Here is a 23,776-nt window from a genome sequence, read left to right as displayed (position 1 = left end):
GCAAACCTAACCTTACCCATCACTCGGGGTCCGCAAAAGTGGAAGGGGCGCGGATCATTTGTGATCCGCGCCCCACTTCACACTCGGACCGGCTACTGGTCCCGGTACATCTCCGCCACGAGGAACGCCAGGTCAAGGGACTGGCTGCGGTTCAGGCGGGGGTCGCAGGCCGTCTCGTAGCGCTGGTGCAGGTCGTCGACGAAGATCTCGTCGCCGCCGCCCACGCACTCGGTGACGTCGTCACCGGTGAGCTCGACATGGATGCCGCCCGGGTGGGTGCCGAGGCCCTTGTGGACCTCGAAGAAGCCCTTGACCTCGTCGAGCACGTCGTCGAAGCGGCGGGTCTTGTGGCCCGAGGCCGCCTCGAAGGTGTTGCCGTGCATCGGGTCGGTCACCCAGGCCACGGTGGCGCCCGACGCGGTGACCTTCTCGACCAGCTCGGGGAGCTTGTCACGGACCTTGTCCGCGCCCATCCGGACGATGAAGGTCAGCCGGCCCGGCTCACGGTCCGGGTCGAGGCGGTCGATGTACCGCAGCGCCTCCTCGGCCGTCGTCGTCGGGCCGAGCTTGAGACCGAGCGGGTTGCGGATCTTCGAGGCGAACTCGATGTGCGCCCCGTCCAGCTGCCGGGTGCGCTCACCGATCCACACCATGTGCCCGGAGACGTCGTACAGCTTGCCGGTGCGCGAGTCGACCCTGGTCAGGGCGGACTCGTAGTCCAGCAGCAGCGCCTCGTGCGAGGAGAAGAACTCGACCGTCTTGAACTCTTCCGGCTCCGCGCCGCAGGCCCGCATGAAGTTCAGCGCGTTGTCGATCTCGCGCGCGAGCTGCTCGTAGCGCTGGCCGGACGGCGAGGACTTCACGAAGTCCTGGTTCCAGGCGTGCACCTGGCGCAGGTCCGCGTAGCCACCGGTGGTGAAGGCACGCACCAGGTTCAGCGTCGAGGCGGACGCGTGGTACATCCGCTTCAGCCGCTCGGGGTCCGGGATCCGGGCCTTCTCGTCGAAGCCGAAGCCGTTGACCGAGTCACCGCGGTACGTCGGCAGCGTCACGCCGTCGCGGGTCTCGGTCCCCTTGGAGCGCGGCTTGCTGTACTGGCCGGCGATCCGGCCCACCTTCACCACGGGCACCGACGCCGCGTACGTCAGCACGGCACCCATCTGGAGGAGCGTCTTGAGCTTGTTGCGGATGTGGTCGGCCGACACCGCGTCGAAGGCCTCGGCGCAGTCGCCGCCCTGGAGGAGGAACGCCTCTCCCTTGGCGACGGCCGCCATCCGGGCGCGCAGCTGGTCGCACTCGCCCGCGAAGACGAGCGGCGGATACGACTCCAGCTCCGCAACGACTGCGCGCAGAGCCTCGGGGTCGGGGTACTCGGGCTGCTGCGCCGCGGGCAGGTCTCGCCAGGTGTTGCCAGCGCTCTGGCTGGTCTTAGCGTTCACGGTCACCCCGTAAACATTACGGGGTCGTGTCCACGGTTTTTCCTCTGGCTCGACTGGTGAGACGGCGTGATTGTCCTGTGGACGGGGGGTCGGGTGCGCTAGGGTGTGCCGCATGTTCGCGCTTTCGACCCAGAACCCGATCCAGAACTGGTGGTGGACCGCTTCTCCGGCGGCCCACTGACTGCGCGTACGCAAGACTTCGCGAAGGCCGCCCGAGGGGCGGCCTTCGGTGTTTCCCGGGGTCGTTCCTCCTGACCAGCCTCACCAGGCAGAGGAACCGAGGAACCATGGACCTGAACCAGCTGCTCCACGACGACCGCCCCTTCGCCCTGCTCCGCCGCCGCGCGCCCGGCCACGACGAGAGCACGGTGGAGCTCCTGCTCGGCCCGGTCACCGCCCACGACCGCCTCGCCGACCTGCCCGACGAGGGACTCGCCCTCGTCCCGTACCGGCAGATCCGCGAGCGCGGGTTCGACGTGCGCGACGACGGGACACCGCTGCTGGCACTGACGCCGACGGTGGTACGCCACATTCCGCTGGCCGAGGCCCTCGCCACCCTGCCCTCCCACGACGTCCGCGTCGAGTCCGGCGGCTTCGACGTCGACGACGACGAGTACGCCGAGATCGTCGGCCGGGTGCTCCGCGAGGAGATCGGGCGGGGCGAGGGCGCGAACTTCGTGATCCGGCGGACGTACGAGGGCGAGATCCCCGGCTTCGGGCGGGCCGACGCCCTCGCTCTCTTCCGCCGGCTCCTGGAGGGCGAGCGGGGCGCGTACTGGACGTTCGTGGTCCACACCGGGGACCGGACGCTGGTCGGGGCCAGCCCCGAGGTGCACGTCCGGATGTCCGGCGGCACGGTCGTCATGAACCCGATCAGCGGCACGTACCGCTACCCCGCCGAGGGGCCCACGCCCGAGCACCTGCTCGGCTTCCTCGCCGACGGCAAGGAGATCGAGGAGCTGTCGATGGTCGTCGACGAGGAGCTCAAGATGATGTGCACGGTGGGCGACATGGGGGGTGTGGTCGTCGGGCCCCGGCTCAAGGAGATGGCCCATCTCGCGCACACCGAGTACGAGCTGCGCGGGAAGTCCTCGCTGGACGCGCGCGAGGTCCTGAAGGAGACCATGTTCGCGGCGACCGTCACGGGCTCGCCGGTGCAGAACGCCTGCCGGGTGATCGAGCGCCACGAGGTGGGCGGGCGCGGCTACTACGCCGGTGCGCTGGCCCTGCTCGGCCGGGACTCCGGGGGCGCCCAGACCCTCGACTCCCCCATCCTCATCCGCACCGCCGACATCGACGCCGAGGGGCGGCTCCGGGTGCCCGTCGGCGCCACGCTGGTGCGCGGCTCGGACCCGGCGGGCGAGGTCGCGGAGACCCATGCGAAGGCGGCCGGGGTGCTGGCGGCCCTGGGCGTACGACCGGCACGGCCGCGTGCGGAGAGTGCGCGCCCCCGGCTGGCCGACGACCCCCGGGTGCGGGCCGCGCTGGACGGGCGCCGGGCCGCGCTGGCGCCGTTCTGGCTGCGGATGCAGGAGCGGACGGAGGAACTGGCCGGGCACGCGCTCGTGGTGGACGGCGAGGACACGTTCACGGCAATGCTCGCGCATGTGCTGCGCGCGGGCGGACTCGACGTGACCGTCCGGCGGTACGACGAGCCGGGGCTGCGGGAGGCGGTGCTCGCGCACGCGGGGCCGGTCGTGCTCGGCCCGGGGCCCGGTGACCCGTCCGACCTGGACGATCCGAAGATGCGGTTCCTGCGGGAGCTGACGGCGACGGTGATCCGGGAGCACCGGTACGGGGTGCTGGGGGTGTGCCTCGGGCACGAGCTGATCGCGGCGGAGCTGGGGCTGGAGATCGTACGGAAGGAAGTGCCGTACCAGGGGGCGCAGACGACGGTGGACCTGTTCGGGCGGGACGAGACCGTCGGGTTCTACAACAGCTTCGTGGCGCGGTGCGAGGAGGACGCGCTGCGGGAGCTGTCGGCGCACGGCGTGGAGGTGAGCCGGGCGGCGAACGGCGAGGTGCATGCGCTGCGGGGGCCCGGGTTCGCCGGGGTGCAGTTCCATCCCGAGTCGGTTCTCACGCTGAACGGGGCGGCGGTGGTGCGGGAGCTGGTGGGGCAGTTGCGCGGCACGAGGACGTTCTCCGAGCAGCGGCCGGCCCTGTAACCCAGCTGGTCCAGGAGCACTGCTCCCCTCTTCTACGAGGGGAGCAGTCAGTCGACCGACGGAGCCGTCAGGCGTCAGCCGAAGAACACCCCGACCTCGTCGTACAGCTTCAGGTCGACGGTCTTCAGCTTCGCCGTGGCCTCCGCGATCGGCACCCGGACGATGTCGGTGCCGCGCAGCGCGACCATCTTGCCGAAGTCCCCGTCGCGGACGGCGTCGATGGCGTGCAGCCCGAAGCGGGTGGCCAGCCAGCGGTCGAAGGCGCTCGGGGTGCCGCCGCGCTGGATGTGGCCGAGGACGGTGGTGCGGGCCTCCTTGCCGGTGCGCTTCTCGATCTCCTTGGCGAGCCACTCGCCGACCCCGGAGAGGCGGACGTGTCCGAAGGAGTCGAGGGACTCGTCCTTGAGGACGGCGTCGCCGTCCTTCGGCATGGCGCCCTCGGCGACGACCACGATCGGGGCGTAGGACGCCTTGAAGCGGGAGGTGACCCAGGCGCACACCTGGTCGACGTCGAAGCGCTGTTCGGGGATGAGGATGGCGTTGGCGCCGCCCGCGAGGCCGGAGTGGATGGCGATCCAGCCGGCGTGCCGGCCCATCACCTCGCAGACCAGGACCCGCATGTGCGATTCGGCGGTGGTGTGCAGGCGGTCGATCGCCTCCGTCGCGATGCCGACGGCGGTGTCGAAGCCGAAGGTGTAGTCGGTGGCGGAGAGGTCGTTGTCGATGGTCTTCGGTACGCCGACGACGGGCACGCCGTACTCGTCGGTGAGGCGCGCGGCCACGCCGAGGGTGTCCTCGCCGCCGATCGCGATGAGCGCCCCGACCTCCAGCTTGGCGAGGTTGTCCTTGATCCGCCGGATGCCGTTCTCCTGCTTGAGCGGATTGGTGCGCGAGGAGCCGAGGATGGTGCCGCCGCGGGGCAGGATGCCGCGCACGGCGGGGATGTCGAGGCGGACGGTGTCGCCTTCGAGGGGTCCGCGCCAGCCGTCCCGGAAGCCGACGAAGTCGTAGCCGTACTCCTGGACGCCCTTGCGGACGACGCCCCGGATGACGGCGTTGAGCCCGGGGCAGTCGCCGCCCCCGGTCAGTACTCCGACCCGCATGGAAATGTCCCTTCGCCGCGGTTGCCTGGTGCGGCTCACGCTAGTGGTGATCCAGGTCACACAGGGATGGGCGGGACCGGCAATTCCGGTGAATCGGCGGACGGTTGGTTTACTTGCCGTCAAACGCGAAGATCACATCACCTGTGGATCATTCGTCGTCCAGGCCGCGCTCTATCGCATACCGGACCAACTCCACCCTGTTGTGCAGCTGGAGCTTGCCGAGGGTGTTCTGGACATGGTTCTGGACCGTGCGGTGCGAGATGACCAGGCGCTCGGCGATCTGCTTGTAGCTCAGGCCCTTGGCGACCAGCCGCAGCACCTCGGTCTCGCGGTCGGTGAGCCGGGGCGCGTCGGGCCCCTCGGCGTCCGCGGCCGGGGCCGGTTCGGAGGCCAGCCGGCGGTACTCGCCGAGGACCAGTCCGGCGAGGCCGGGCGTGAACACCGGGTCGCCGACGGCGGTACGGCGGACCGCGTCCAGGAGTTCCTCGGTGGAGGCCGACTTGAGCAGATAGCCGGTCGCGCCGGACTTCACCGCCTCCAGGACGTCGGCGTGCTCCCCGCTCGCCGAGAGGACCAGGACCCGCAACGCCGGGTTGTGCCCGACGAGTTCCTTGCAGACCTGGACACCGGGCTTGGCGGGCAGGTTGAGGTCCAGGACGAGGACGTCGGGCGCGGCGGCCTTGGCGCGGCGCACCGCCTGCTCACCGTCCCCGGCGGTGGCGACCACCTCGAACCCGGACTCGGCCAGGTCCCGGGCGACCGCGTCGCGCCACATGGGGTGGTCGTCGACCACCATGACCTTGATGCTCATCCCCGCTCCGCCTTCCCCGAGACCTTCGGTACCTTCAGCTCGACTTCCGTGCCCTGCCCGGGGACCGAGATCAGCTCGGCACTGCCGCCGAGGTCGCGCAGCCTTCCCCGGATCGACTGGGCCACCCCGAGCCGCCCCTCCCCCTCGGCCTGGGCGAGCCGTCCCTCCGGGATGCCGGGGCCGTCGTCCCGTACGGTCACCACGATCTCGTCGGGCTCGTCCTCGACCAGGATCCAGGCCCGCGCCCCCTCCCCCGCGTGCCTGCGCACATTGTCCAGGGCGGCACCGACGGCGGCGGCCAGTTCGCGGGCCGCGGCCGGCGGCAGCGGCACCGGCGCGCCGGGCTCGGCGAGGCTGACCCGGGATCCGGCGTACCGCGCGAGCAGGGTGCGCAGATCGGCGGGACCGGAGTCGTCCGGTTCCTCGACCAGGCGTACGACCGCGCCCTCGGCCTCGTCCTCCGAGACCCGTGAGGCAGGCACCAGGCCGCCGGAGACCAGCGTGCGCAGGGCGACCTCCTGTTCCCCGGCCATCCGGCCCAGTTCGGCCGCCTCGCCGCCGAGGACCGCGCCCCGGCGCTGCACCATGGCCAGCACCTGCAGCACGCTGTCGTGGATGTCCCGGGCGAGCCGCTCCCGTTCCCGGGTGGCCGCCTCGATCTCCAGGGCGCGGGCGAGGGTGCGTTCGGAGGCGCGGGCGACCTCGACGACGTACCCGATGGCGATGGAGGCGACCCAGACCAGGATCACGTTGTGGACGGTGTCGCGGGCCGGGTGGCCGCGCTCGATCAGGTTGGCGGCGGCGACCGGCGTGGAGGCGAACGCGGCCCAGCGCCAGCCGCCCTTGATGGCGAAGGCGAGGACCGAACCGGCGGTCCAGATCGACGGCAGGGTCGGTCCCCCGCGGTCGATGTGGCCCTGGGTGACCACCCAGGGCGTCAGGACGATGCCGGTGATCGCGATCGCCAGGTCGACGGCGAGGAAGCGCTTGGTGCAGGCCGCCGCGTTCTGGACGCGGGGCAGGGTGGCCAGCGTCCAGACGGTCAGGACGGCGTAGTAGCCGATGGCGGCGCCGGGACGGTCGTAGTCGTCGTAGGCGGAGGCGAACAGGCCGATCGCGTACAGCAGGGTCAGTACGCGGTAGCCGGTGAGGGCACGCCACAGGGGCTGCTCGACCGACATCCGTATGACGCGTTCCCGCTTGGTCATGTCCCCCAGTCCCCCCAGTCCCCGCCGCCGGCCCCCGCCGTCGGCCCCCGCCGCAGGCTCCGTCGCCGATTACGACTCAGCGGCCTTCTTCTCGGCCTTCGCCGCGTCCTTCTCCGCCTTGGCGGCCTCCGCGATCTGCCGCTTGGCGGCGGTCGCGTAGATGTCGACGTACTCCTGGCCGGAGAGCTTCATGATCTCGTACATGACCTCGTCGGTCACCGCGCGGAGCACGAAACGGTCGTGCTCCATGCCCTGGTAACGGCTGAAGTCCAGGGCCTTGCCGATCCGGATGCCCGGACGCATCAGCTTGGGCATCACCTGCCCCGGCGGCTGGATCTTCTCCGTGTCGATCATGGCGACCGGGATCACCGGGGCGCCGGTCGCGAGCGCCACGCGCGCGAGGCCGCCGGGCTTGCCCCGGTAGAGACGGCCGTCGGGCGAGCGGGTGCCCTCCGGGTAGATACCGAACAACTCACCGCGCTCCAGCACGTCTATGCCGCTCTTCACCGCCGCCTCGCCGGCGCCGCGCGCTCCGGAGCGGTCCACGGGGAGCTGGCCGACGCCCTTGAAGAAGGCGGCCGTCAGCCGGCCCTTCACGCCGGGCGTGGTGAAGTACTCGGCCTTCGCGATGAAGGTGACCTTGCGGTCCAGCACCGCGGGCAGGAAGAACGAGTCCGAGAAGGACAGGTGGTTACTCGCCAGGATGGCCGGGCCCTCGGCCGGGATGTTCTCCAGGCCCTCCACCCAGGGCCTGAAGGTGACCTTGAGCGGTCCCCCGATAGCGACCTTCATCGCGCCGTACAACAACCGAGTGCCTCCTGTTTCCGTCGATCAGACCTTAACCCGGAGCGCCGGGAATGGGACCGACGACCCTGGTCGGTGTCAGTGCCGTCGCGTACCGTGAAGCACAACTGGAGTCGTCGTGCGTGCCTCTTCCAGTTCCCGCCCTCTCATGAATTGGAGACCGAAGGTGCCGGTTCTCCCCGGAGCCGAGCCGTACCGCCATGCCGGCGGGGAGGTCGGTGTCCTCCTCTGTCACGGTTTCACCGGCTCGCCCCAGTCGCTGCGCCCCTGGGCGGAGCACCATGCGGCCCACGGCCTGACCGTGTCCCTGCCCCTGCTGCCCGGGCATGGCACCCGCTGGGAGGACATGCAGGTCACGGGCTGGCAGGACTGGTACGCGGAGGTGGACCGCGAGCTGCGGCTGCTGCGCGAGCGGTGCTCCCAGGTGTTCGTGGCGGGCCTGTCCATGGGCGGCACGCTGGCGCTGCGGCTGGCCGCCAGGAACGGGACGGGTGTGGACGGCGTGGTGGTCGTCAACCCGGCGAACAAGGTGCACGGCCTGTCGGCGTACGCCCTTCCGGTGGCCCGGCATCTCGTGCGGACGACGCGGGGCATCGCCAGTGACATCGCCAAGCCGGGCGCCGCGGAGGTGGGGTACGACCGGGTGCCGCTGCACTGCGCACACTCCCTGCGGAACTTCTTCCGCCGGGTGGACGGTGAACTTCCGCAGGTGACCCAGCCCCTGCTGCTCCTGCGCAGCACCCGGGACCACGTCGTTCCGGCGGTCGATTCCGCCCGCATCCTGAGCCGGGTGTCCTCCACGGACGTAACGGAGGTCGTGCTGGAACAGAGTTACCACGTGGCGACGTTGGACCACGACGCGGACCGGATCTTCGAGGAGAGCCTCGCCTTCGTCGGCCGGCTCGCACCCAGTGTCGGCAAGGAAGGGACGGCCGCAGTTGGCTGAGCACGACTCCGACCGCGAGGACCGCGAGCCGGACGAGAAGGGGGTGCCCTTCGACGAGGAGGCCGCCTGGGCGGCGATCGTCGCGGGGTACGGCGAGGAGCCGCCGGATCCGCCGGGCGCGAAGCCCTACAAGCCGGTGGAGGATCTGGCGCTGCCGCCGGCGGAAGAGGACGACGACACCGACGACGACACCGGCGCAGAAGCGAGCGAGGAGCAGCAGCGGCCCGTGCGGCCGCTGGGCAGCTCCGTCTCCTTCGCGCCCGGGGTGGGCCCGCGCGACTACACGGCGCCGGAGCCCTCCGAGGACGACTTCGACGAGGACGACGAGGGGCACTTCGTGCCGCCCGAGCCGCCGCCGCTGCCGATCGCCGACACGACCGCCAAGTTCGCCTGGCTCGGCGTGGTGGGCGGGCCGGTCCTGCTGCTGCTCGCGGTGCTGCTCGGCTGGGACATGACCTGGTGGCTGGCGACGCTGGGGATCGGCGGGTTCCTGGGCGGTTTCGTCACGCTGGTGACCCGGATGAAGACGGACGACGACGAGGACGGCGACCCGGGGCGGGGTGCCGTCGTCTGACCGATCAGCTCCCGCCCGAGGGCCCGTCCGGAGTCGCTCCGGACGGGCCCTCGCGTTTCCGGGAGCGGTCGCTGTCCCGAAAGGGAACTCGATTCCGCCGATCGGCGAAGGAAGAGGTGAACCAACAAGCCCAAGCCTTCGAGGCGTTCGGACGAACGGAAGGAGCCCCGATGACCGTCGGCCCACCGGGCACAGGTACCCGCGACGAGGATCGCGAGGACAGTGACGCCCGGGTGATCGCGCGGTCCCGGGAGGAGCCCGAGCAGTTCGCCGTGCTCTTCGACCGGTACGCCGACGCCGTGCACCGTTACGCGGCCCGGCGGCTGGGTCCGGAGGCGGCGGAGGATCTGATGGCGGAGACCTTCGTCACCGCCTTCCAGCGGCGCCACACGTACGACCTCACACGAGCCGACGCCCGCCCGTGGCTGTTCGGCATCGCGACCAACCTCGTCGGCCGGCACCGCCGGGCCGAGGCACGCCGGTTCAGGGCGCTGTCCCGGCTGCCGGAGCCGGTGGAGCACGAGGAGCCGGTCGCGGACCGCGCTGTCGACAGGGCCGGTGCCACGGGGGTGCGCCGGCAACTGGCGGCAGCGCTGGGCGGGTTGTCCGCCCGGCATCGCGATGTCGTGCTGCTGGTGGCGTGGGCCGGCCTCGACTACGAGGAGGCCGCCGAGGCGCTCGAGGTGCCGGTCGGCACCATCAGATCGCGACTGCACCGGGCCCGCGGCAGACTGCGCGAAGCACTGGGCGGCACCGATCCGACGGCTTTCCGAGAGGCAGACGCCCATGCGTGACATCGACGAACTGCGCGCACTGCGGGACTTCGACACAGGAGCTCCCCCGCTCGACGAGGCGACCAGGCGCCGGGCGCGGGCCCGTCTGATCACGGCGATCGACGGACCCGCCGTGCGCGTACGGCACCGCCGCCCCGCGCTGCGCATCGCCCTGACGGCCGGGCTGGCCGCCGCGGTCACCGCCGGCGTACTGGTCGCCGTGCGGGACGACGACGGCACCCGCACGCACCGCACGGCGAAACCGCCGGCCACCAGTGCGCCGGCCATGCGGAACGTGAGCGCGCAGACGGTGCTCAAGGGGGCTGCCGCGTATGCGCGCGAGCACGAGCGGACGGTCAGTCCGCGCGACGACCAGTTCATCTACACCAAGGAGATCATCAAGGAGACCGATCAGAAGACGGGTGCCACGAAGAGCTACGTCGACGAGGACTGGCGCTCGGTGGACCGCTCCCAGCGGTCCTGGGTCATGGAGATCGGCCACGGCTGGTGGTCGCCGCCGCTGAAGAAGAACGAGACCGTGTGGCCGCCGCAGGACTGGGGCACGTTGCGGAAACTGCCGACCGACCCGAAGAAGCTGATCCTCTCGCTCGCCGACAAGTACGTCATCGGCGGCGGGAACAAGTCCCTCGACGACCTCACCGACGAGGACTGGTGGGCGATCCACTTCGACCTCGCCGGGCTGCTGAAGCTGGTCCCGGTGATGCCGGAGGGGTTGCGGCCGGCGGCCTACGAGGCGCTCGGCATGGTGCCGGGTGTGAGGCTCGTGCCGGATCAGAAGGACGCGAAGGGGCGTACCGGGGTGGCCGTCACGTACGACGACCCGACGCTCCCGAAGGGCGCCACGGACTTCGCCGCCTCTTTCATCTTCGACCCGGTGACATACCGGTTCCTGGGCTTCCGTGACACCCGCACCTCGGGCGACGGCGCGGCCATGAAGACGTACACCCAGCTCTCGTATCTCGACGGCTGGGCCGTCGTGGACAGGGTGAAGCAGCGGCCGTAGACCGTCAGGAGGCGGCGGGGACCCTGAGGGCGGCCAGGACCGGGAGGTGGTCCGTGGCCGCCCTCAGGTCCGCGCCGGTGAGACCTGGCCGGTCCTCGGGAACCCCGCAGCCGAGCACCTCGATGCCCTTGGTCGCGAAGATCGCGTCGATGCGCTGGTGGGGGTTGGTGGACCAGGAGGTGAACTCGCCGCCCCAGGGTGCGGTGGTACGGCAGTCCTGGAGGGCGTCGGCCAGGCGGCGGAAGGTGCGGCCGTCGGGGCGGTCGTTGAGGTCGCCGCCCGCGATGGCGTGGTCCACGCCCAGGCCGGCGAGGCGGTCGAGGAGCAGGCCGCCCTGCTCGTAGCGCTCGTCCTGCTGAAGGCTGAGGTGGAAGCTGACGACGCCGAGGCGGGCGGCGCCGAACCGGACGACGGCGGTCGCGAAGCCGCGGCGGTGCAGGCCGGGGGTGAGGGGGAGGAGGACGTCCTCGGTGCGCTCGACGGTGGCGCGGAGGGAGCAGAGCACCGCCGGGCCCGCCGCGGTCGCTCCGCCGGTGAGGATCACCAGGTCGGCGGCGGAGGCCAGCCGCGCGAGCTTCTTGCGCCAGCGGAAGAAGCGGGGGGCTTCCTGGATGAGGACCAGGTCGGGGGCGCAGGCCCTGATGACGCGGGCGAGGGCGTCGGTGTCGTCCCGCATGGAGCGGATGTTGTAGCTGAGGACGCGGATGACGGCGGAACCATCGGGCTCTGTGTGGGAGTTGGGGAGCGGCGCCATGTGGATCAACTGTACGCCCAATGGCTCGGGGCGCGAGGTGGGTGTGCGACTGCCGGTGCGTGGTGGCTGGTCGCGCCCGCGCGGCGGTAGCCGCATATCGACTACCGCCCCGCGCCCCTGAGGGCCATACAGCCGGCCGCGATTACATGATCGGGTCGGGCTCTCTCGCCAGGTCGGCCGCGCCCACCAGGCCCGCCTCGTTGCCCAGCTGGGCGGCGATGACCTCGGCCACCGGGCGCCAGTTGCCGCCTACCAGCCAGCGCTTGTAGGACTTGCGGATCGGGTCGAGGACCAGTTCGCCCTCGTCCGAGAGGCCGCCGCCGACGATGAACGCGGAGGGGTCGAAGAGGGAGGCGAGGTCGGCGAGGCCGGCGCCGGCCCAGCGGGCGAGCTCGCGGTAGGAGTCGACGGCGACCGGGTCGCCCTGGCGGGCGGCCATGGAGATGTGCTTGCCCTCGATGCCCTCGGGGCTGCCGTCACCGAGGCCGAGCAGGATCTCGGCGTGCTCGGGGGTGGCGTTGGCGCGCTGCTTGGCGTAGCGGACGAGGGCGCGGCCGGAGGCGTACTGCTCCCAGCAGCCCTGCGAGCCGCAGCCGCACAGCAGCCCGTCCGGGACCATGCGGATGTGGCCGAACTCGGCGGCGACCCCGAAGTGACCGCGGCGCAGCTTGTTGCCGATGATGATGCCGCCGCCGAGGCCGGTGCCGAGGGTGATGCAGATGACGTTGCGGTGGCCCTTGCCGGCGCCGAACCTGTACTCGCCCCAGGCGGCGGCGTTGGCGTCGTTCTCCACGACCACGGGGAGGCCGACGCGGGCCTCGACCTTCTCCTTCAACGGCTCGTTGCGCCAGTCGATGTTGGGCGCGAAGTAGACCGTGGAGCGCTGCCGGTTCACGTAACCGGCCGCACCGATGCCCACGCCGACGATCTCGTGCCCGGCGCGGGCGCCCTCTACGGCGGAAGCAATGGCGTCCACGATGCCCTCGGGCGTGCCCGGGGTCGGCACCTTGTGGGTCGAGAGGATGTTGCCTTCCTCATCGACCACGCCGGCCGCGATCTTCGTGCCGCCGATGTCGACGCCGATGGTGAGTCCCATGAATCCCTCAGTTCGGTCGAGCCCCGCTACGGCCAACCGTACCCGAGGCCCTGCGGTCGGGTTCCCGTCGTCCGCCCGGAGGGCGGGCCGGGCGGGGGCTGGTACGTGCAGCTGCAAGGCGGAGGAGGGAGTCGACGCGGTGGGGGCACCTCCCGGCCGAAGGCTGGGGGACGTCGGCGACTGACGACAACACCGCTGGGGGCACCCCCTCTGGGGGAGCGCGTGCCAGCCCCCGCCCGGCTGGGGGCACCTCCCACGCCCTTCAGGCAGTGGGGGGAGGGAACCCGACGGCAGGGTCTTCCGGGGGCTGTCAGTCGAGGTCGATGCGTTCGCCGGGGCCGGGGTCGTCGCCCTTGTCGTGGCCGGCGGAGGTCCAGCGGGTCTCCTGGGTCTGGACCGCGGAGCGGTAGGCCGCGAGGAGTTCGCTGCCGGCCGCGGCCAGGTGGTCGAAGACGTCCGGGTTGCGCTCTATGACGGGGTCGACGGCGTTCTTCGCCTGCTGTACGACCTGCCGGACCACCTGCTGGGCGGCGGGGCCCGCGACCGCGCCGAGGAGCGGGGTCTGGAGGCCGGAGAGCTTGTCGGCGACGGCGTCGACGAGTTTGCGCAGTTCCTCGGCGGCCGTACCGGGGGGCTGGCCGTACTGGGTGCGGCGGCGGGCCTTCTCCCGTGCCAGGTCCTCGGCACAGGCCGTGGCCCAGGCGTCGTCGTCGGTCGCCCGTACCTCGTCCGCTTCCTCAAAGGCGTCGGCTGTGGGGCGCTCTTCGCTCATGACGCACTCCTGACTACGGTTCGTCTCTACGACGTTACCCGAACGGGCGTACCGGTTTCACCGTCAGCGCGGCCACAGATCCGGGTCCGGCGCGAACCGCAGCCGCAGCTCGCCGTCGCGCAGCGCGGCCCCGGCGACGGTGCAGCGGCGCAGGGCGGACGGCAGGGTGACGATCCGGCGGAAGCCGCCGACGGTGATCACGAGCTCGTCGCCGCGCCGGACGAGGTCCAGGTCGTCCCGTATCGCGCCGGGCAGCGGAATGTGCCAGACGAGGACACCGTCCTCCTCGATGCGGTCGGCCACGGGCCACTCGACCGGGGCGGGCGCGGTGTTGACGCCGGGCACGGCGAGCGCGGCGAGGTCGTCGGTGCCGCGCGGGTCGTGCCCGAGGTGCGGAACAGGGGTGACGTCGTACGTCTCCGCCCAGTCGGCGAGGGCCTTGCGCTGCTGGGCGACGAGGTTGTGCAGGGGGGTGGCCTCGGGGAGCACGCGGTTGGCGACCACCGTCTCGGCCCGCAGGCCGCGCAGGGCGAGGCCGAGGCGGGCGGTGCGGACGGCGTCGGCGCCGGCCGGGCCGGGTTCGGCGACCAGCCGTACGGCGGTGTGGCGGTCGGCGAGGACGGCCTCCACGGCGGCCAGCTCGACGTCCCAGCGCGCCGCGGTCTCGTAGAGCCAGTCGGCGGGCATGGGGACGCCGGCGAGCCGGCCGAGGACGGGGCGCAGGGCGCGGGCCGCCTGCCGCTCGGGCGGGAGGAGGCGGCGCAGGTAGCGGCGGAGCTCCTCGGGGAGGGCGAGCAGGGCGAGGGCCTGGGACGCGGGCGGGAGGTCCACGACGAGCAGCTCGTACCGCTCGGAGAGGGCGGCGTCACGCAGGGCGCGCAGGAAGGAGAGTTCCTCGGCGCCGGGGAGGGGGGTGAGCTCCTCGGCGTCCAGGCGGGAGGCGCCGAGGAGGTCGAGGACGTTCGCGGCGCGGGTCTGGAAGGCGGTGAGGTCCTCGCGGAACCGGGCGGCCGCGTCGGGGCGCCAGGCGGTGAGGGCGGGGGTGAGGCGGGTGGGCACCGGTCCCGTCGCCGTGCCCAGGGCCGCGCCGAGGGTGTCCGTGCGGTCGGCGCTGAGCACGAGGGTCGGGGTGCCCTCGCCCGCGGCGCGCAGGGCGGTGGCCGCGGCGACGGTCGTACGGCCGCTGCCGCCGGGGCCGGTGATCAGGATGGTGCGCATGAGGGTGAACCGTAACGGACGTCCAGGTGAGCCCTCGCCGTGGCGGGCGGGGGTGTCACCTACCGGCGTTGGCAGGGTGCCGCTGCGCCCACCCGTGCCGCCCTGCGGCACGCCTGCCCGCAGCTGTCCCCTACGTCACTTCTCCCCCGACTCCACCCTCTTCTTCAGTCCCGCCAGTGCCCGGTCGATGATGACCTTCTCGGCCTTGCGCTTGATCATCCCGAGCATGGGGATCTTGACGTCCACCGTCAGCGAGTACGTCACCTCGGTCGCCCCCTCGCCCGCCGGCTTCAGCAGGTAGGAGCCGTCCAGCGACCGCAACATCTGGGACTTCACCAGCGTCCAGGAGACCTCGTTGTCGCCGGTCCACGTGTACCCCAGCGTCTGGTCGTCCTTGATCGCGCCGGCGTCCATGACGAGACGGACCTGCTCGGCCCGGCCCCTGGCGTCGGTCTGCAGCACCTCCGCCTCCTTCACCTCGCCGGTCCAGTCCGGGTACCGGGCGAAGTCGGCGATCACCGCCATGACGTCGGCCGGGGCCGCCTCGATCGTGATGCTCGAGCTGGTGTGTTCCGCCATCGCCGTGGCTCCTCCAGATGCGGGCCGGTGAGACCGATGAAAAGGGGTCGCCGTGCGCGCGTGCGCACGCGTGTGCAGCGTGAAGGCTACCGCGCGTCCGACCAGCCGACTTCACCCCCTGTCCGGGGCGGTCACCATTCCAGCGCGAAGGGGCGCCCCGTACCGGCGAAGTGCCCGACGTTCACGCACTCGGTGGCTCCGATCCGCATCCGCTTCACCAGCGGCTGGTGGACATGTCCGAAGAGCGAATAACGCGGCCTGGTGCGCCGGATGGCGTCGAGGAGCGCCCGGCTCCCCCGTTCGAAACGGCGCGCCACCGTGTCGTACACCAACTCCGGCACCTCCGGCGGAATGTGCGTGCAGAGCACGTCGACCTCGCCGAGCGCCTCGATCTTCGCCGCGTACTCCTCGTCGGAGATCTCGTAGGGGGTGCGCATGGGAGTCCGCAGCCCGCCGCCGACGAACCCGAACACCCACCCGCCTATCTCGACCCGCTCCCCGTCCAAGACCGTCGTGCCCGGTCCCGCGTACTCCGGCCACAGCGGCGGCATGTCGACATTGCCGTAGGTCGCGTACGTCGGTGTCGGGAACGCCGCGAACATCTCGGCGTACTGCTTGCGCACCGCCTTCTCGATGGCCGCGGCCCGGTCCATGCCGATCCCGCCCCACAGCCGGGCCCCCAGCTCCCGCGCCTCCTCGAAGCGGCGGGCGGTGCGGAGTTCGACGAGACGGTCGGCGTTCTCCACTCCGAACAGGTCGGGGAAGATGCCGCGCGAGTGGTCGGCGTAGTCGAGGAAGAGGACCAGGTCGCCGAGACAGATCAGGGCGTCGGCGCCGTCACCGGCTCCGGCCAGGTCACGGGCGTTGCCGTGCACGTCGCTGACCACGTGGACGCGGGTCCTTCGGGGGCCGGTGGGTGTGGCTGCCATGGTGATCAAGGGTAGGCCTGTGCGGCAAACGTGAACAGGCGGTGGCCGGACCTGCGGTTACTGGTCAGTCACTAAAGGCGTGGACTACCGTACGCGAAGGAACACCAACCTGTGTGACGCACCGAACATCTCGACGGGACCCCCTGTCGAAGAAGCCATACCGGCGGGTAACGTCCGGGCAGTCCAGTCGTACTCAGGATTTCAACCAACGGATCATGTGGCCCGTGGCGAAGCCCTGAGTACCTGCCCGAGCCTTGGACCGCACCGTCGCATCGCACAACGTCGTGGCGCCGGCGCCCTATGAGGAGCAGCAGTCTTGCGCGAGTTCAGCCTTCCGGCTTTGTACGAGGTCCCCGCGGACGGCAATCTGACCGACATCGTCCGCAGAAACGCCGCGCAGCATCCCGACGTAGCCGTCATGGCCCGCAAGGTCGGGGGTGTGTGGCAGGACGTGACCGCCACCGCCTTCCTGGCCGAGGTGCACACCGCCGCCAAGGGCCTCATCGCCTCCGGCATCCAGCCGGGCGACCGGGTCGGCCTGATGTCCCGCACCCGCTACGAGTGGACGCTCCTCGACTTCGCGATCTGGAGCGCCGGCGCGATCACCGTGCCGGTGTACGAGACCAGCTCGCCGGAGCAGGTGCAGTGGATCCTCAGCGACTCCGGCGCCACCGCCTGCATCGTCGAGCTCGACAACCACGCGGCCGCCGTCGAGTCGGTGCGCGAGTCGCTGCCCGCCCTCAAGCACGTCTGGGGCATCGAGGCCGGCGCGCTGGAGGAACTCGGCCGGCTCGGCCAGGGCGTCACCGACGCGACCGTCGAGGAGCGCAGCTCGCAGGCGAGAGCCGACGACCCGGCGACCATCGTCTACACCAGCGGTACGACCGGGCGCCCCAAGGGCTGTGTGCTCACCCACCGCAGCTTCTTCGCCGAGTGCGGGAACATCGTGGAGCGGCTGCGCCCCCTCTTCCGCACCGGCGAGTGTTCGGTCCTCCTCTTCCTCCCGCTCGCGCACGTCTTCGGCCGGCTGGTCCAGATCGCCCCGATGATGGCGCCGATCAAGCTGGGCTGCGTCCCGGACATCAAGCACCTCACCGACGAACTGGCCGCCTTCCGGCCGACGCTGATCCTGGGCGTCCCACGCGTCTTCGAGAAGGTCTACAACTCGGCGCGCGCCAAGGCACAGGCGGACGGCAAGGGCAAGATCTTCGACAGGGCCGCGGACACCGCGATCGCGTACAGCAAGGCGCTGGACACCCCGTCGGGCCCGTCCCTCGGCCTGAAGATCAAGCACAGGACCTTCGACAAGCTCGTCTACAGCAAGCTGCGCGCGGTGCTCGGCGGCAAGGGCGAGTACGCCATCTCCGGCGGCGCCCCGCTCGGCGAGCGCCTCGGCCACTTCTTCCGCGGCATCGGCTTCACGGTCCTGGAGGGCTACGGCCTGACCGAGTCCTGTGCGGCGACCGCGTTCAACCCCTGGGACCGGCAGAAGATCGGCACGGTCGGTCAGCCGCTGCCCGGCTCGGTGATCCGGATCGCGGACGACGGCGAGGTGCTGCTGCACGGCGAGCACCTGTTCAAGGGCTACTGGAACAACGAGGCCGCGACGGCCGAGGCCCTTGCCGACGGCTGGTTCCACACGGGTGACATCGGCACCCTGGACGAGGACGGCTACCTCAGGATCACCGGCCGCAAGAAGGAGATCATCGTCACCGCGGGCGGCAAGAACGTCGCCCCGGCCGTGATCGAGGACCGGATCCGCGCGCACGCGCTGGTCGCGGAGTGCATGGTGGTGGGCGACGGGCGGCCGTTCGTGGGCGCGCTGGTCACCGTCGACGAGGAGTTCCTGGGCCGTTGGGCGGCCGAGCACGGCAAGCCGGCTGGTGCCACCGCGGCGTCGCTGCGTGACGACCCGGATCTGATCGCGGCGATCCAGGCCGCTGTCGACGACGGCAACGCCGCGGTGTCGAAGGCGGAATCGGTGCGGAAGTTCCGCATTCTGTCCTCCCAGTTCTCGGAGGATTCGGGCCACCTGACGCCGTCCCTGAAGCTCAAGCGCAATGTGGTGGCGAAGGACTACGCGGACGAGATCGAGGCCCTCTACCAGAAGTAGCGGGCTTCACAAGCCTCTTCGGGCTCAGAAGTCCTCGGCGAGAACCCGTTCCAGCGTCCGCTCGGCGAGCGCGGTGATGGTCACGAACGGGTTCACGCCGATGTTTCCCGGCACGAGCGAGCCGTCCGTGACGTACAGCTTCGAATACCCCTTCACCCGGCCGTAGTCGTCGGTCGCCTGCCCCAACACGCAGCCGCCCAGCGGGTGGTAGCAGAAGTCGTCCGCGAACACCTTGCTGGACGAGCCGAACAGGTCGTACCGGTAGATCGTCGCGTTGGCCGAGTTGATCCGGTCGAACAGTTTCTTGGCCATGGCGACCGAGACCGCGCTCTGCGCCGCGGTCCAGCCGAGCTTCACCCCGTCGCTCGCGGAGTCGTAGGTGAAGGACGCCCGTTGCGGGTTCTTGGTGATCGCCAGGTACAGGCTCACCCAGGTCTCGAACCCGATGGGCAGCGGGGCGATCTCCGCGAAGACAGGGTTGTCGGTGTTGGCCCAGTCGTCGATGCCCATGACCGGCATGGTCGACTGGTTGGCGCCGGTGGTGTCCCAGATGTGGTTGGCGCGCCCGAGCATGGTGTTGCCGTTGGTGCTCCAGCCGCCCCCCACACTGGAGTTGAGCGCGGGCAGCGCACCGGTGTCCCGCGCCCGGACGAGCAGTTCGGTGGTCCCGAGGCTGCCGCCCCCGAGGAACAGATAGGTGCAGCTGTACTGCTTGCTCTCGACGACGGCCCCGGTCGTGTCGATCCGGTCGACGCTCAGCACGTACGACCCGTCACTCGCCCTCGTGATGGCCTTCACCTTCTCCAGTGTGTGGATGGTGAGGTTGCCGGTGCCGAGGGCGGCGGCGAGGTAGGTCTTGTCGAGGCTCTTCTTGCCGTAGTTGTTGCCGTAGATGACCTCCTGCGCGAGCGCGGACTTGGTGGCGGTGCCGGCGGCCTCCTGCTCCATGTAGCCGAAGTCGTAGACGTTGGGCACGAAGGTGGTCTTGAGCCCGGTGTTGGCCGCGGCCTTCCGGGAGGTCCGGGCGAACTGGTACCACTCGGTCGACTCGAACCAGGTGCTGTCGATCGTGTTGACGCCCAGCATGGTGCGGGCGCGCGGGAAGTACGTGTTGTACATCGCGCTCGCGTCCACGGTCGGGAACTGCTCGGCGAAGTACGACTGGAGCGGGGTCACCGCCATCCCCCCGTTGACCAGCGACCCGCCGCCCACACCGCGTCCGACGTACACGGACATGTTGTCGTAGTGCACCCGGTCGAGCACTCCCGCGTAGGGGGTGATGTCCTTGTTGACGACGTCCAGCCAGAGGAAGGTGGCGAGCGGGGCCTCCGTGCGGGACTTGAACCACATGGATCTCTTGTCCGGGGCGGCGGTGGAGCAGAAGATCTTGCCGTCGGAGCCGGCTGTGTTCCACAGCTGCCCCATCTCGATCATCAGGGTCCGCACCCCGGCCTGCCCGAGCCGCAGCGCGGCCACGGCCCCGCCGTACCCCGAACCGATCACGATCGCGGGCGCGCTGTCGACGGCGGCGGCCTCCTCGGCTGCCTGCGCCGACTGGAGCCCGACCCGGGTGAGACCGGCCGCGGCGGCGGTCTGGAGGGCGATCATGCCCAGAATGTGACGCCTAGTCAGCTGACGCTGCATCAGTTTTGCTGTCATGTGCGCAGCATGTGCGGATTTTCAGCTTCCGCCTAGAGGTACGACGCCCTTTGCCGCAACCCCTTGGAACAGACTTTTACAAGAGCTCCTTCAGCCCCTCCGCGAGCAGGTCCCAACGCCACCGCTCCTCGACCCAGCGCCGCCCCCGCTCCCCCATCCGCCGCCGCAGCTCCGGATCCCCCAGCAGCACGACGATCCGCTCGGCGGCCTCCTCCACGGAGCCGCCCCGCACGACCCACCCGGTCTCCCCGTCCAGCACCGCGTCCGGCGCCCCGCCCGAGTCCCCGGCGACCACCGGCAGCCCGGTGGCCGAGGCCTCCAGGTACACGATCCCGAGCCCCTCCACATCCAGCCCGCCCCGCCGGGTCCGGCACGGCATCGCGAACACGTCCCCCGCCCCGAAGTGCGCGGGCAGCTCGGCCCACGGCACGGCCCCCGTGAACCGCACCGACTCCTCGACCCCGGTCTCCCGCGCGAGCCGCCGCAGCTCCTTCTCGTACGGCCCGCCGCCCACGATCAGCAGCACCGCGTCCGGCTGAGCGGCCAGGATCAACGGCATCGCGAGGATCAGCGTGTCCTGCCCCTTGCGCGGCACCAGCCGCGAGACGCACACGACCACCGGCCGATCGCTCAGCCCCAGCCGCGCCCGCACCTCGTCGCCCCCCGACCCGGGATGGAACGTCTTCTCGTCCACCCCCGGCGGCAGCTGGACCATCCGCCCCGCGGCCTGCGGACTCAGCGCGGCGGCGATCCGGGACCGCGTGTACTCGCCGAGATACGTGATCGTGTCCGTCGCCTCGCCGATCCGCCCGAGCAGCTGCCGCGCGGCGGGCAGCTGGGCCCAGCCCGCCTCGTGCCCATGGGTCGTGGCGACCAGCCGCTCCGCCCCGGCCTTCCGCAGCGCCGGCGCCATCAGCCCGAGCGGAGCCGCCGCACCGAACCACACGGATGTGCACCCGTGCTCCCGGAGCAGCCCGACCGCCGTCCGGGTCGCCCCGGGCGTCGGCAGCAGCATCGTCGTACGATCACGTACGACCGTGAAGGGCTGCTCCGCGTCGAACGCGGCGGTGGCCTCGACGCCCTCCCGGCCCCGCTTCCACGTGGACGCGTAGACGACGAGGCGCTCGGGGTCCAGCCGCAGGGCCATGTTGTGCAGGAAGGCCTGGATGCCGCCCGGCCGGGGCGGGAAGTCATTGGTCACGATGAGGGTCTTGTGCATCGCCGCAGACCCTACCCGCACAGTGTGTTCGGCCGTGCTTCATGGCCCCCGCACAGGGCGGCGGGAGATCATGTGTTCCCACGCGGGACGGCACGCCGACGGACAAGGGGCTCAGGTGGACAGGACGGGCGTGAAGCGTGCCCTCGTGGTGCTGCTGGGGATCTGGGGGATCACCCGGCTGGTGCTGCTGCTGTTCGTGCTGAAGGTGTTCGTGTTTCCCGGCGCGGACGTCACGACCGACGTGTCGGTGATCTACCAGGGCTGGTACGAGGTCCTGCGGCACGGAACGTTTCCCCTGGACGACGTCACCTGGCAGTACCCGCCCGCGGCCGCCCTGGCGATCCTCTCCCCCGGGCTGCTGCCCTTCCTGGACTATCCGACGGCCTTCTTCGTCCTGGCCTTCCTCGCCGACCTGGCGGTCCTGGCCCTCCTCCTCTACACGGGCCTGCGCCCCGGCCGCACCCTGCGCGGTGCCGGGGTCTGGGTGCTGGGCGTCCCGCTGCTCGGCCCGACCGTCTACTCCCGCTACGACCTGATGGTCACCGCCGTCGCCGTCGCCGCGCTGCTCGCCGGGGCCCGGCATCCGAGGATCATGGGCGCGCTGGTGGGCTTCGGCGCGATGGTCAAGGTGTGGCCGGCGCTGCTGCTGGTGGGAGCCGTACGGCGGTGGGCCTGGGCGTCGGCGGCGCTCACGGCGGGCGCGGTCGGCGCGCTGTTCGCGGTGGCCATGCCCGGCGCGTTCTCGTTCCTGACGTTCCAGCGGGACCGGGGCACCGAGGTGGAGTCGCTCGGCGCGCTCGTCTTCCACATCGCCCGGCACTACGGCTGGCACGGCGAGGTGCTGCTCAACTACGGCTCGATCGAATTCCTCGGCCCGCAGGTGAAGGCGGTGAGCACGGCGGCCCTGCTGCTGACGGTGCTCGCGTTCGGCTGGCTGCTGCTGTGGCGGCTGTCGGCGGTCGGCTTCCGGTCCCACACCCTCGCGGACGCGGCCTTCACCGCCGTACTGATGTTCACGGTCACCAGCCGGGTGATCAGCCCGCAGTACCTGGTGTGGCTGGTGGGCCTGGCCGCCGTCTGCCTCTGCTTCCGGGCCGGCCGGATGACCGTGCCGGCGGTGCTGCTCCTGCTGGCGGCCTTCGTGACGGTCCTGGAGTTCCCGGTCGGCTTCTCGCACATCGTGGTGAGCGACTGGTACGGCGTCACGCTGCTGCTCCTGCGCAACGGCCTGCTGGTCGCGGCGACGGTCACGGCGGCCCGGGTGCTGTGGCGCTCCACGGTGACCGACACCCCGGTCGCCCCGTTCCCGGCTCAGGCGACCCGCACGAAGGAGACCCCGGTCTCCTCCTGACCCGAGCGGCCGACTCAGTCGCCGAGCTGAGCCCTCAGATACTCCCGCCACCGCTCGGTGAAGTCCGGCAGGGTCGTCCCCAGTTCCTTCTTCAGTGCCTCCTCGACCGCGCCCGCCCGCTCCTTGCGGGCGCCGACGGCCCGGTAGAAGGCGCCGAGCCTCTCCTCGCCCCAGTGGGCGGCGATCATCCGGCAGGCCAGCCAGCCGCCCTCGTAGGCCTGGGCCAGCTTGGCGGGGTCGTCGGTGAAGCCGAAGTCCTTGTCCGCCGGGAGGCCGTCGGGGGCGTCCCCGGCCTGGACGGCGCGGCCGAGTTCCGGGGCCGCCTCGGTCGCGGTACGGCCGGTGTGCAGATAGCCGATCCAGTCGGCGTAGCCCTCGGAGAGCCACAGGGGGGTGGCGGCCGTGGTGTGGGCGCGGGTGGCCACATGGGTCGTCTCGTGCGTCAGCACCACCTGTCTGCCGACCGGGCCCAGGACCGCGTACGCCTCCGGGTTGAGGATGACCCGGTCCGCCGGGGTCGCGCCGGAGCCGCCCACCTCGCCGGTGGTGACGGCGGCGATGCCCCGGTAGTTGGAGGCGGGGGCGCCGAGCAGGCCCGCCATACCGTTCAGCGACTTCGGCACGAGGAGGACCACGTGGCGGGGCCAGTCCGTGCCCCAGGCGCCGGAGACCTCGGGGACGGCGGTGTCGGCGAGGCGGGCGTAGGCGCGCAGCGCGGTGCCGGACTGGCCGACGCCGAGGACCAGGCTGTGGGCGCCCCTGACGGCGGTCACCCTGCCCTGGTCCCAGAGCTGCTGGCCGGACTTCCCGGCGGGCTCGTCGTCGGTGACGTACCACTGTCCGTCGGCCGTGCGGTCGAGGGTGAGCGTGCGGTCGGCGGTCACCGGCGCCTTGTCGTAGCCCTGGATCCGGTAGCTGAGCCGGGCGTCGGCGGTGGCCCCGGTGCCGTCCCGGTGTACGGCGGTCACCCGGTAGCCCCACTGCGCGAGCGGTACGGCGCGGAGGTCGGCGTAGGAGCTCCGGGTGCCGGTCTCGCCGTACGCCCGCTCGTCGTGGCCGAGGACGGCGGCCGAGCGCCGGTCCAGGACCTGCTGCACCTCGGTCATCGCCGTCGCGGTCGGCGACTGTCCGCCCCCGCATCCGGTCAGCGGCAGGAGCAGCAGACACAGCCCCACCGCTCCTGAGCGCCACGCCCGCCTACGACCAGCCACTTTCCGATCGTACGGGCCGAGGGCC

Annotated in this window: 22 protein-coding genes; 8 read left to right on the top strand and 14 right to left on the bottom strand. The window is 71.4% G+C overall.

What is annotated here, in order from left to right:
* Positions 1–92: 92 nt before the first annotated feature.
* On the bottom strand, positions 93–1,445 hold the full coding sequence (locus AB0D85_RS05760) for a class II 3-deoxy-7-phosphoheptulonate synthase (protein ID WP_362314112.1): 1,353 nt from the start codon (positions 1,443–1,445) through the stop codon (positions 93–95).
* 106 nt (positions 1,446–1,551) lie between these two features.
* On the opposite strand from AB0D85_RS05760, the gene AB0D85_RS05755 reads away from it, so the two are divergent.
* On the top strand, positions 1,552–1,620 hold the full coding sequence (locus AB0D85_RS05755) for a trp operon leader peptide (protein WP_362315180.1): 69 nt from the start codon (positions 1,552–1,554) through the stop codon (positions 1,618–1,620).
* A gap of 106 nt (positions 1,621–1,726) precedes the next feature.
* Positions 1,727–3,607, top strand: a complete 1,881-nt coding sequence (locus tag AB0D85_RS05750; RefSeq protein ID WP_362314109.1) for an anthranilate synthase family protein — start codon at positions 1,727–1,729, stop codon at positions 3,605–3,607.
* A gap of 74 nt (positions 3,608–3,681) precedes the next feature.
* Here the strand turns inward: AB0D85_RS05750 and AB0D85_RS05745 are convergent, their stop codons facing one another.
* From AB0D85_RS05745 to AB0D85_RS05730, 4 genes are all read right to left on the bottom strand, one after another.
* On the bottom strand, positions 3,682–4,710 hold the full coding sequence (locus tag AB0D85_RS05745) for a 6-phosphofructokinase (RefSeq protein WP_362314106.1): 1,029 nt from the start codon (positions 4,708–4,710) through the stop codon (positions 3,682–3,684).
* Between the two features lie 148 nt (positions 4,711–4,858).
* Positions 4,859–5,521 carry a response regulator transcription factor gene (locus AB0D85_RS05740; RefSeq protein WP_362314104.1) on the bottom strand — a complete coding sequence of 221 codons (663 nt, stop codon included), beginning with the start codon at positions 5,519–5,521 and terminating at the stop codon, positions 4,859–4,861.
* The gene (locus AB0D85_RS05735) at positions 5,518–6,729 is read right to left on the bottom strand and encodes a DUF5931 domain-containing protein (protein WP_362314101.1); all 1,212 of its coding nucleotides are present in this window, start codon (positions 6,727–6,729) and stop codon (positions 5,518–5,520) included. The genes AB0D85_RS05740 and AB0D85_RS05735 overlap by 4 nt, the downstream gene beginning before the upstream one ends.
* Before the next feature lie 69 nt (positions 6,730–6,798).
* A complete protein-coding gene (locus AB0D85_RS05730; RefSeq protein ID WP_362314099.1) occupies positions 6,799–7,521 on the bottom strand; it encodes a lysophospholipid acyltransferase family protein in 723 nt (240 codons plus the stop codon).
* 178 nt (positions 7,522–7,699) lie between these two features.
* On the opposite strand from AB0D85_RS05730, the gene AB0D85_RS05725 reads away from it, so the two are divergent.
* The 4 genes from AB0D85_RS05725 (at position 7,700) to AB0D85_RS05710 (ending at position 10,850) form a co-directional block, all read left to right on the top strand.
* Positions 7,700–8,479, top strand: a complete 780-nt coding sequence (locus AB0D85_RS05725; RefSeq protein ID WP_362314096.1) for an alpha/beta fold hydrolase — start codon at positions 7,700–7,702, stop codon at positions 8,477–8,479.
* Positions 8,472–9,053 (top strand): hypothetical protein, encoded by a 582-nt coding sequence (locus AB0D85_RS05720; protein ID WP_362314093.1) that lies wholly within the window; start codon positions 8,472–8,474, stop codon positions 9,051–9,053. The genes AB0D85_RS05725 and AB0D85_RS05720 overlap by 8 nt, the downstream gene beginning before the upstream one ends.
* A gap of 170 nt (positions 9,054–9,223) precedes the next feature.
* Positions 9,224–9,847, top strand: a complete 624-nt coding sequence (locus AB0D85_RS05715) for a sigma-70 family RNA polymerase sigma factor (RefSeq protein WP_362314091.1) — start codon at positions 9,224–9,226, stop codon at positions 9,845–9,847.
* Positions 9,840–10,850, top strand: coding sequence for a CU044_5270 family protein (locus tag AB0D85_RS05710; RefSeq protein WP_362314088.1), 1,011 nt, complete (start codon positions 9,840–9,842; stop codon positions 10,848–10,850). The genes AB0D85_RS05715 and AB0D85_RS05710 overlap by 8 nt, the downstream gene beginning before the upstream one ends.
* Before the next feature lie 4 nt (positions 10,851–10,854).
* Here AB0D85_RS05710 and AB0D85_RS05705 read toward each other — a convergent pair whose 3' ends face one another.
* The 6 genes from AB0D85_RS05705 to AB0D85_RS05680 form a co-directional block, all read right to left on the bottom strand.
* The gene (locus AB0D85_RS05705) at positions 10,855–11,604 is read right to left on the bottom strand and encodes an endonuclease/exonuclease/phosphatase family protein (RefSeq protein ID WP_362314085.1); all 750 of its coding nucleotides are present in this window, start codon (positions 11,602–11,604) and stop codon (positions 10,855–10,857) included.
* A gap of 142 nt (positions 11,605–11,746) precedes the next feature.
* Positions 11,747–12,700 (bottom strand): ROK family glucokinase, encoded by a 954-nt coding sequence (locus AB0D85_RS05700; protein ID WP_362314082.1) that lies wholly within the window; start codon positions 12,698–12,700, stop codon positions 11,747–11,749.
* A gap of 310 nt (positions 12,701–13,010) precedes the next feature.
* Positions 13,011–13,472: a DUF5304 domain-containing protein gene (locus AB0D85_RS05695; RefSeq protein ID WP_362314079.1), complete on the bottom strand. Its 462-nt coding sequence runs from the start codon at positions 13,470–13,472 to the stop codon at positions 13,011–13,013.
* Between the two features lie 63 nt (positions 13,473–13,535).
* The gene (locus AB0D85_RS05690) at positions 13,536–14,690 is read right to left on the bottom strand and encodes an ArsA-related P-loop ATPase (protein ID WP_362314076.1); all 1,155 of its coding nucleotides are present in this window, start codon (positions 14,688–14,690) and stop codon (positions 13,536–13,538) included.
* A gap of 135 nt (positions 14,691–14,825) precedes the next feature.
* Positions 14,826–15,269, bottom strand: a complete 444-nt coding sequence (locus AB0D85_RS05685; protein WP_362314073.1) for an SRPBCC family protein — start codon at positions 15,267–15,269, stop codon at positions 14,826–14,828.
* A gap of 131 nt (positions 15,270–15,400) precedes the next feature.
* Positions 15,401–16,198: a metallophosphoesterase gene (locus tag AB0D85_RS05680; protein WP_362314070.1), complete on the bottom strand. Its 798-nt coding sequence runs from the start codon at positions 16,196–16,198 to the stop codon at positions 15,401–15,403.
* Between the two features lie 316 nt (positions 16,199–16,514).
* Between AB0D85_RS05680 and AB0D85_RS05675 the strand changes: the two genes are divergently transcribed.
* Positions 16,515–18,311 (top strand): AMP-dependent synthetase/ligase, encoded by a 1,797-nt coding sequence (locus AB0D85_RS05675; protein ID WP_362314067.1) that lies wholly within the window; start codon positions 16,515–16,517, stop codon positions 18,309–18,311.
* A 24-nt stretch (positions 18,312–18,335) separates the two neighbouring features.
* Here the strand turns inward: AB0D85_RS05675 and AB0D85_RS05670 are convergent, their stop codons facing one another.
* Entirely contained in the window at positions 18,336–19,919 is a 1,584-nt protein-coding gene (locus tag AB0D85_RS05670) for a GMC oxidoreductase (protein WP_362314064.1), read from the bottom strand.
* A gap of 127 nt (positions 19,920–20,046) precedes the next feature.
* On the bottom strand, positions 20,047–21,189 hold the full coding sequence (locus tag AB0D85_RS05665) for a glycosyltransferase family 4 protein (protein WP_362314061.1): 1,143 nt from the start codon (positions 21,187–21,189) through the stop codon (positions 20,047–20,049).
* Positions 21,190–21,304: 115 nt separating this feature from the next.
* Between AB0D85_RS05665 and AB0D85_RS05660 the strand changes: the two genes are divergently transcribed.
* Positions 21,305–22,540, top strand: a complete 1,236-nt coding sequence (locus AB0D85_RS05660; RefSeq protein ID WP_362314058.1) for a glycosyltransferase 87 family protein — start codon at positions 21,305–21,307, stop codon at positions 22,538–22,540.
* 14 nt (positions 22,541–22,554) lie between these two features.
* Here AB0D85_RS05660 and AB0D85_RS05655 read toward each other — a convergent pair whose 3' ends face one another.
* The gene (locus tag AB0D85_RS05655) at positions 22,555–23,751 is read right to left on the bottom strand and encodes a hypothetical protein (protein WP_362314055.1); all 1,197 of its coding nucleotides are present in this window, start codon (positions 23,749–23,751) and stop codon (positions 22,555–22,557) included.
* Between the last annotated feature and the right edge of the window lie 25 nt (positions 23,752–23,776).

Source organism: Streptomyces sp. NPDC048277 (assembly GCF_040652235.1).
GTDB lineage: Bacteria > Actinomycetota > Actinomycetes > Streptomycetales > Streptomycetaceae > Streptomyces.
The sequence above is the reverse complement of the archived record's forward strand: the minus strand, read 5'-3'. Positions and strand labels throughout refer to the sequence as shown.

Coding starts and splice junctions, on each gene's coding strand:
- AB0D85_RS05750 (WP_362314109.1), top strand. CDS start 1,727: ATGGACCTGAACCAGCTGCTCCACGACGACCGCCCCTTCGCCCTGCTC.
- AB0D85_RS05745 (WP_362314106.1), bottom strand. CDS start 4,710: ATGCGGGTCGGAGTACTGACCGGGGGCGGCGACTGCCCCGGGCTCAAC.
- AB0D85_RS05740 (WP_362314104.1), bottom strand. CDS start 5,521: ATGAGCATCAAGGTCATGGTGGTCGACGACCACCCCATGTGGCGCGAC.
- AB0D85_RS05735 (WP_362314101.1), bottom strand. CDS start 6,729: ATGACCAAGCGGGAACGCGTCATACGGATGTCGGTCGAGCAGCCCCTG.
- AB0D85_RS05730 (WP_362314099.1), bottom strand. CDS start 7,521: ATGAAGGTCGCTATCGGGGGACCGCTCAAGGTCACCTTCAGGCCCTGG.
- AB0D85_RS05715 (WP_362314091.1), top strand. CDS start 9,224: ATGACCGTCGGCCCACCGGGCACAGGTACCCGCGACGAGGATCGCGAG.
- AB0D85_RS05710 (WP_362314088.1), top strand. CDS start 9,840: ATGCGTGACATCGACGAACTGCGCGCACTGCGGGACTTCGACACAGGA.
- AB0D85_RS05705 (WP_362314085.1), bottom strand. CDS start 11,604: ATGGCGCCGCTCCCCAACTCCCACACAGAGCCCGATGGTTCCGCCGTC.
- AB0D85_RS05700 (WP_362314082.1), bottom strand. CDS start 12,700: ATGGGACTCACCATCGGCGTCGACATCGGCGGCACGAAGATCGCGGCC.
- AB0D85_RS05695 (WP_362314079.1), bottom strand. CDS start 13,472: ATGAGCGAAGAGCGCCCCACAGCCGACGCCTTTGAGGAAGCGGACGAG.
- AB0D85_RS05690 (WP_362314076.1), bottom strand. CDS start 14,690: ATGCGCACCATCCTGATCACCGGCCCCGGCGGCAGCGGCCGTACGACC.
- AB0D85_RS05685 (WP_362314073.1), bottom strand. CDS start 15,269: ATGGCGGAACACACCAGCTCGAGCATCACGATCGAGGCGGCCCCGGCC.
- AB0D85_RS05680 (WP_362314070.1), bottom strand. CDS start 16,198: ATGGCAGCCACACCCACCGGCCCCCGAAGGACCCGCGTCCACGTGGTC.
- AB0D85_RS05670 (WP_362314064.1), bottom strand. CDS start 19,919: ATGATCGCCCTCCAGACCGCCGCCGCGGCCGGTCTCACCCGGGTCGGG.
- AB0D85_RS05665 (WP_362314061.1), bottom strand. CDS start 21,189: ATGCACAAGACCCTCATCGTGACCAATGACTTCCCGCCCCGGCCGGGC.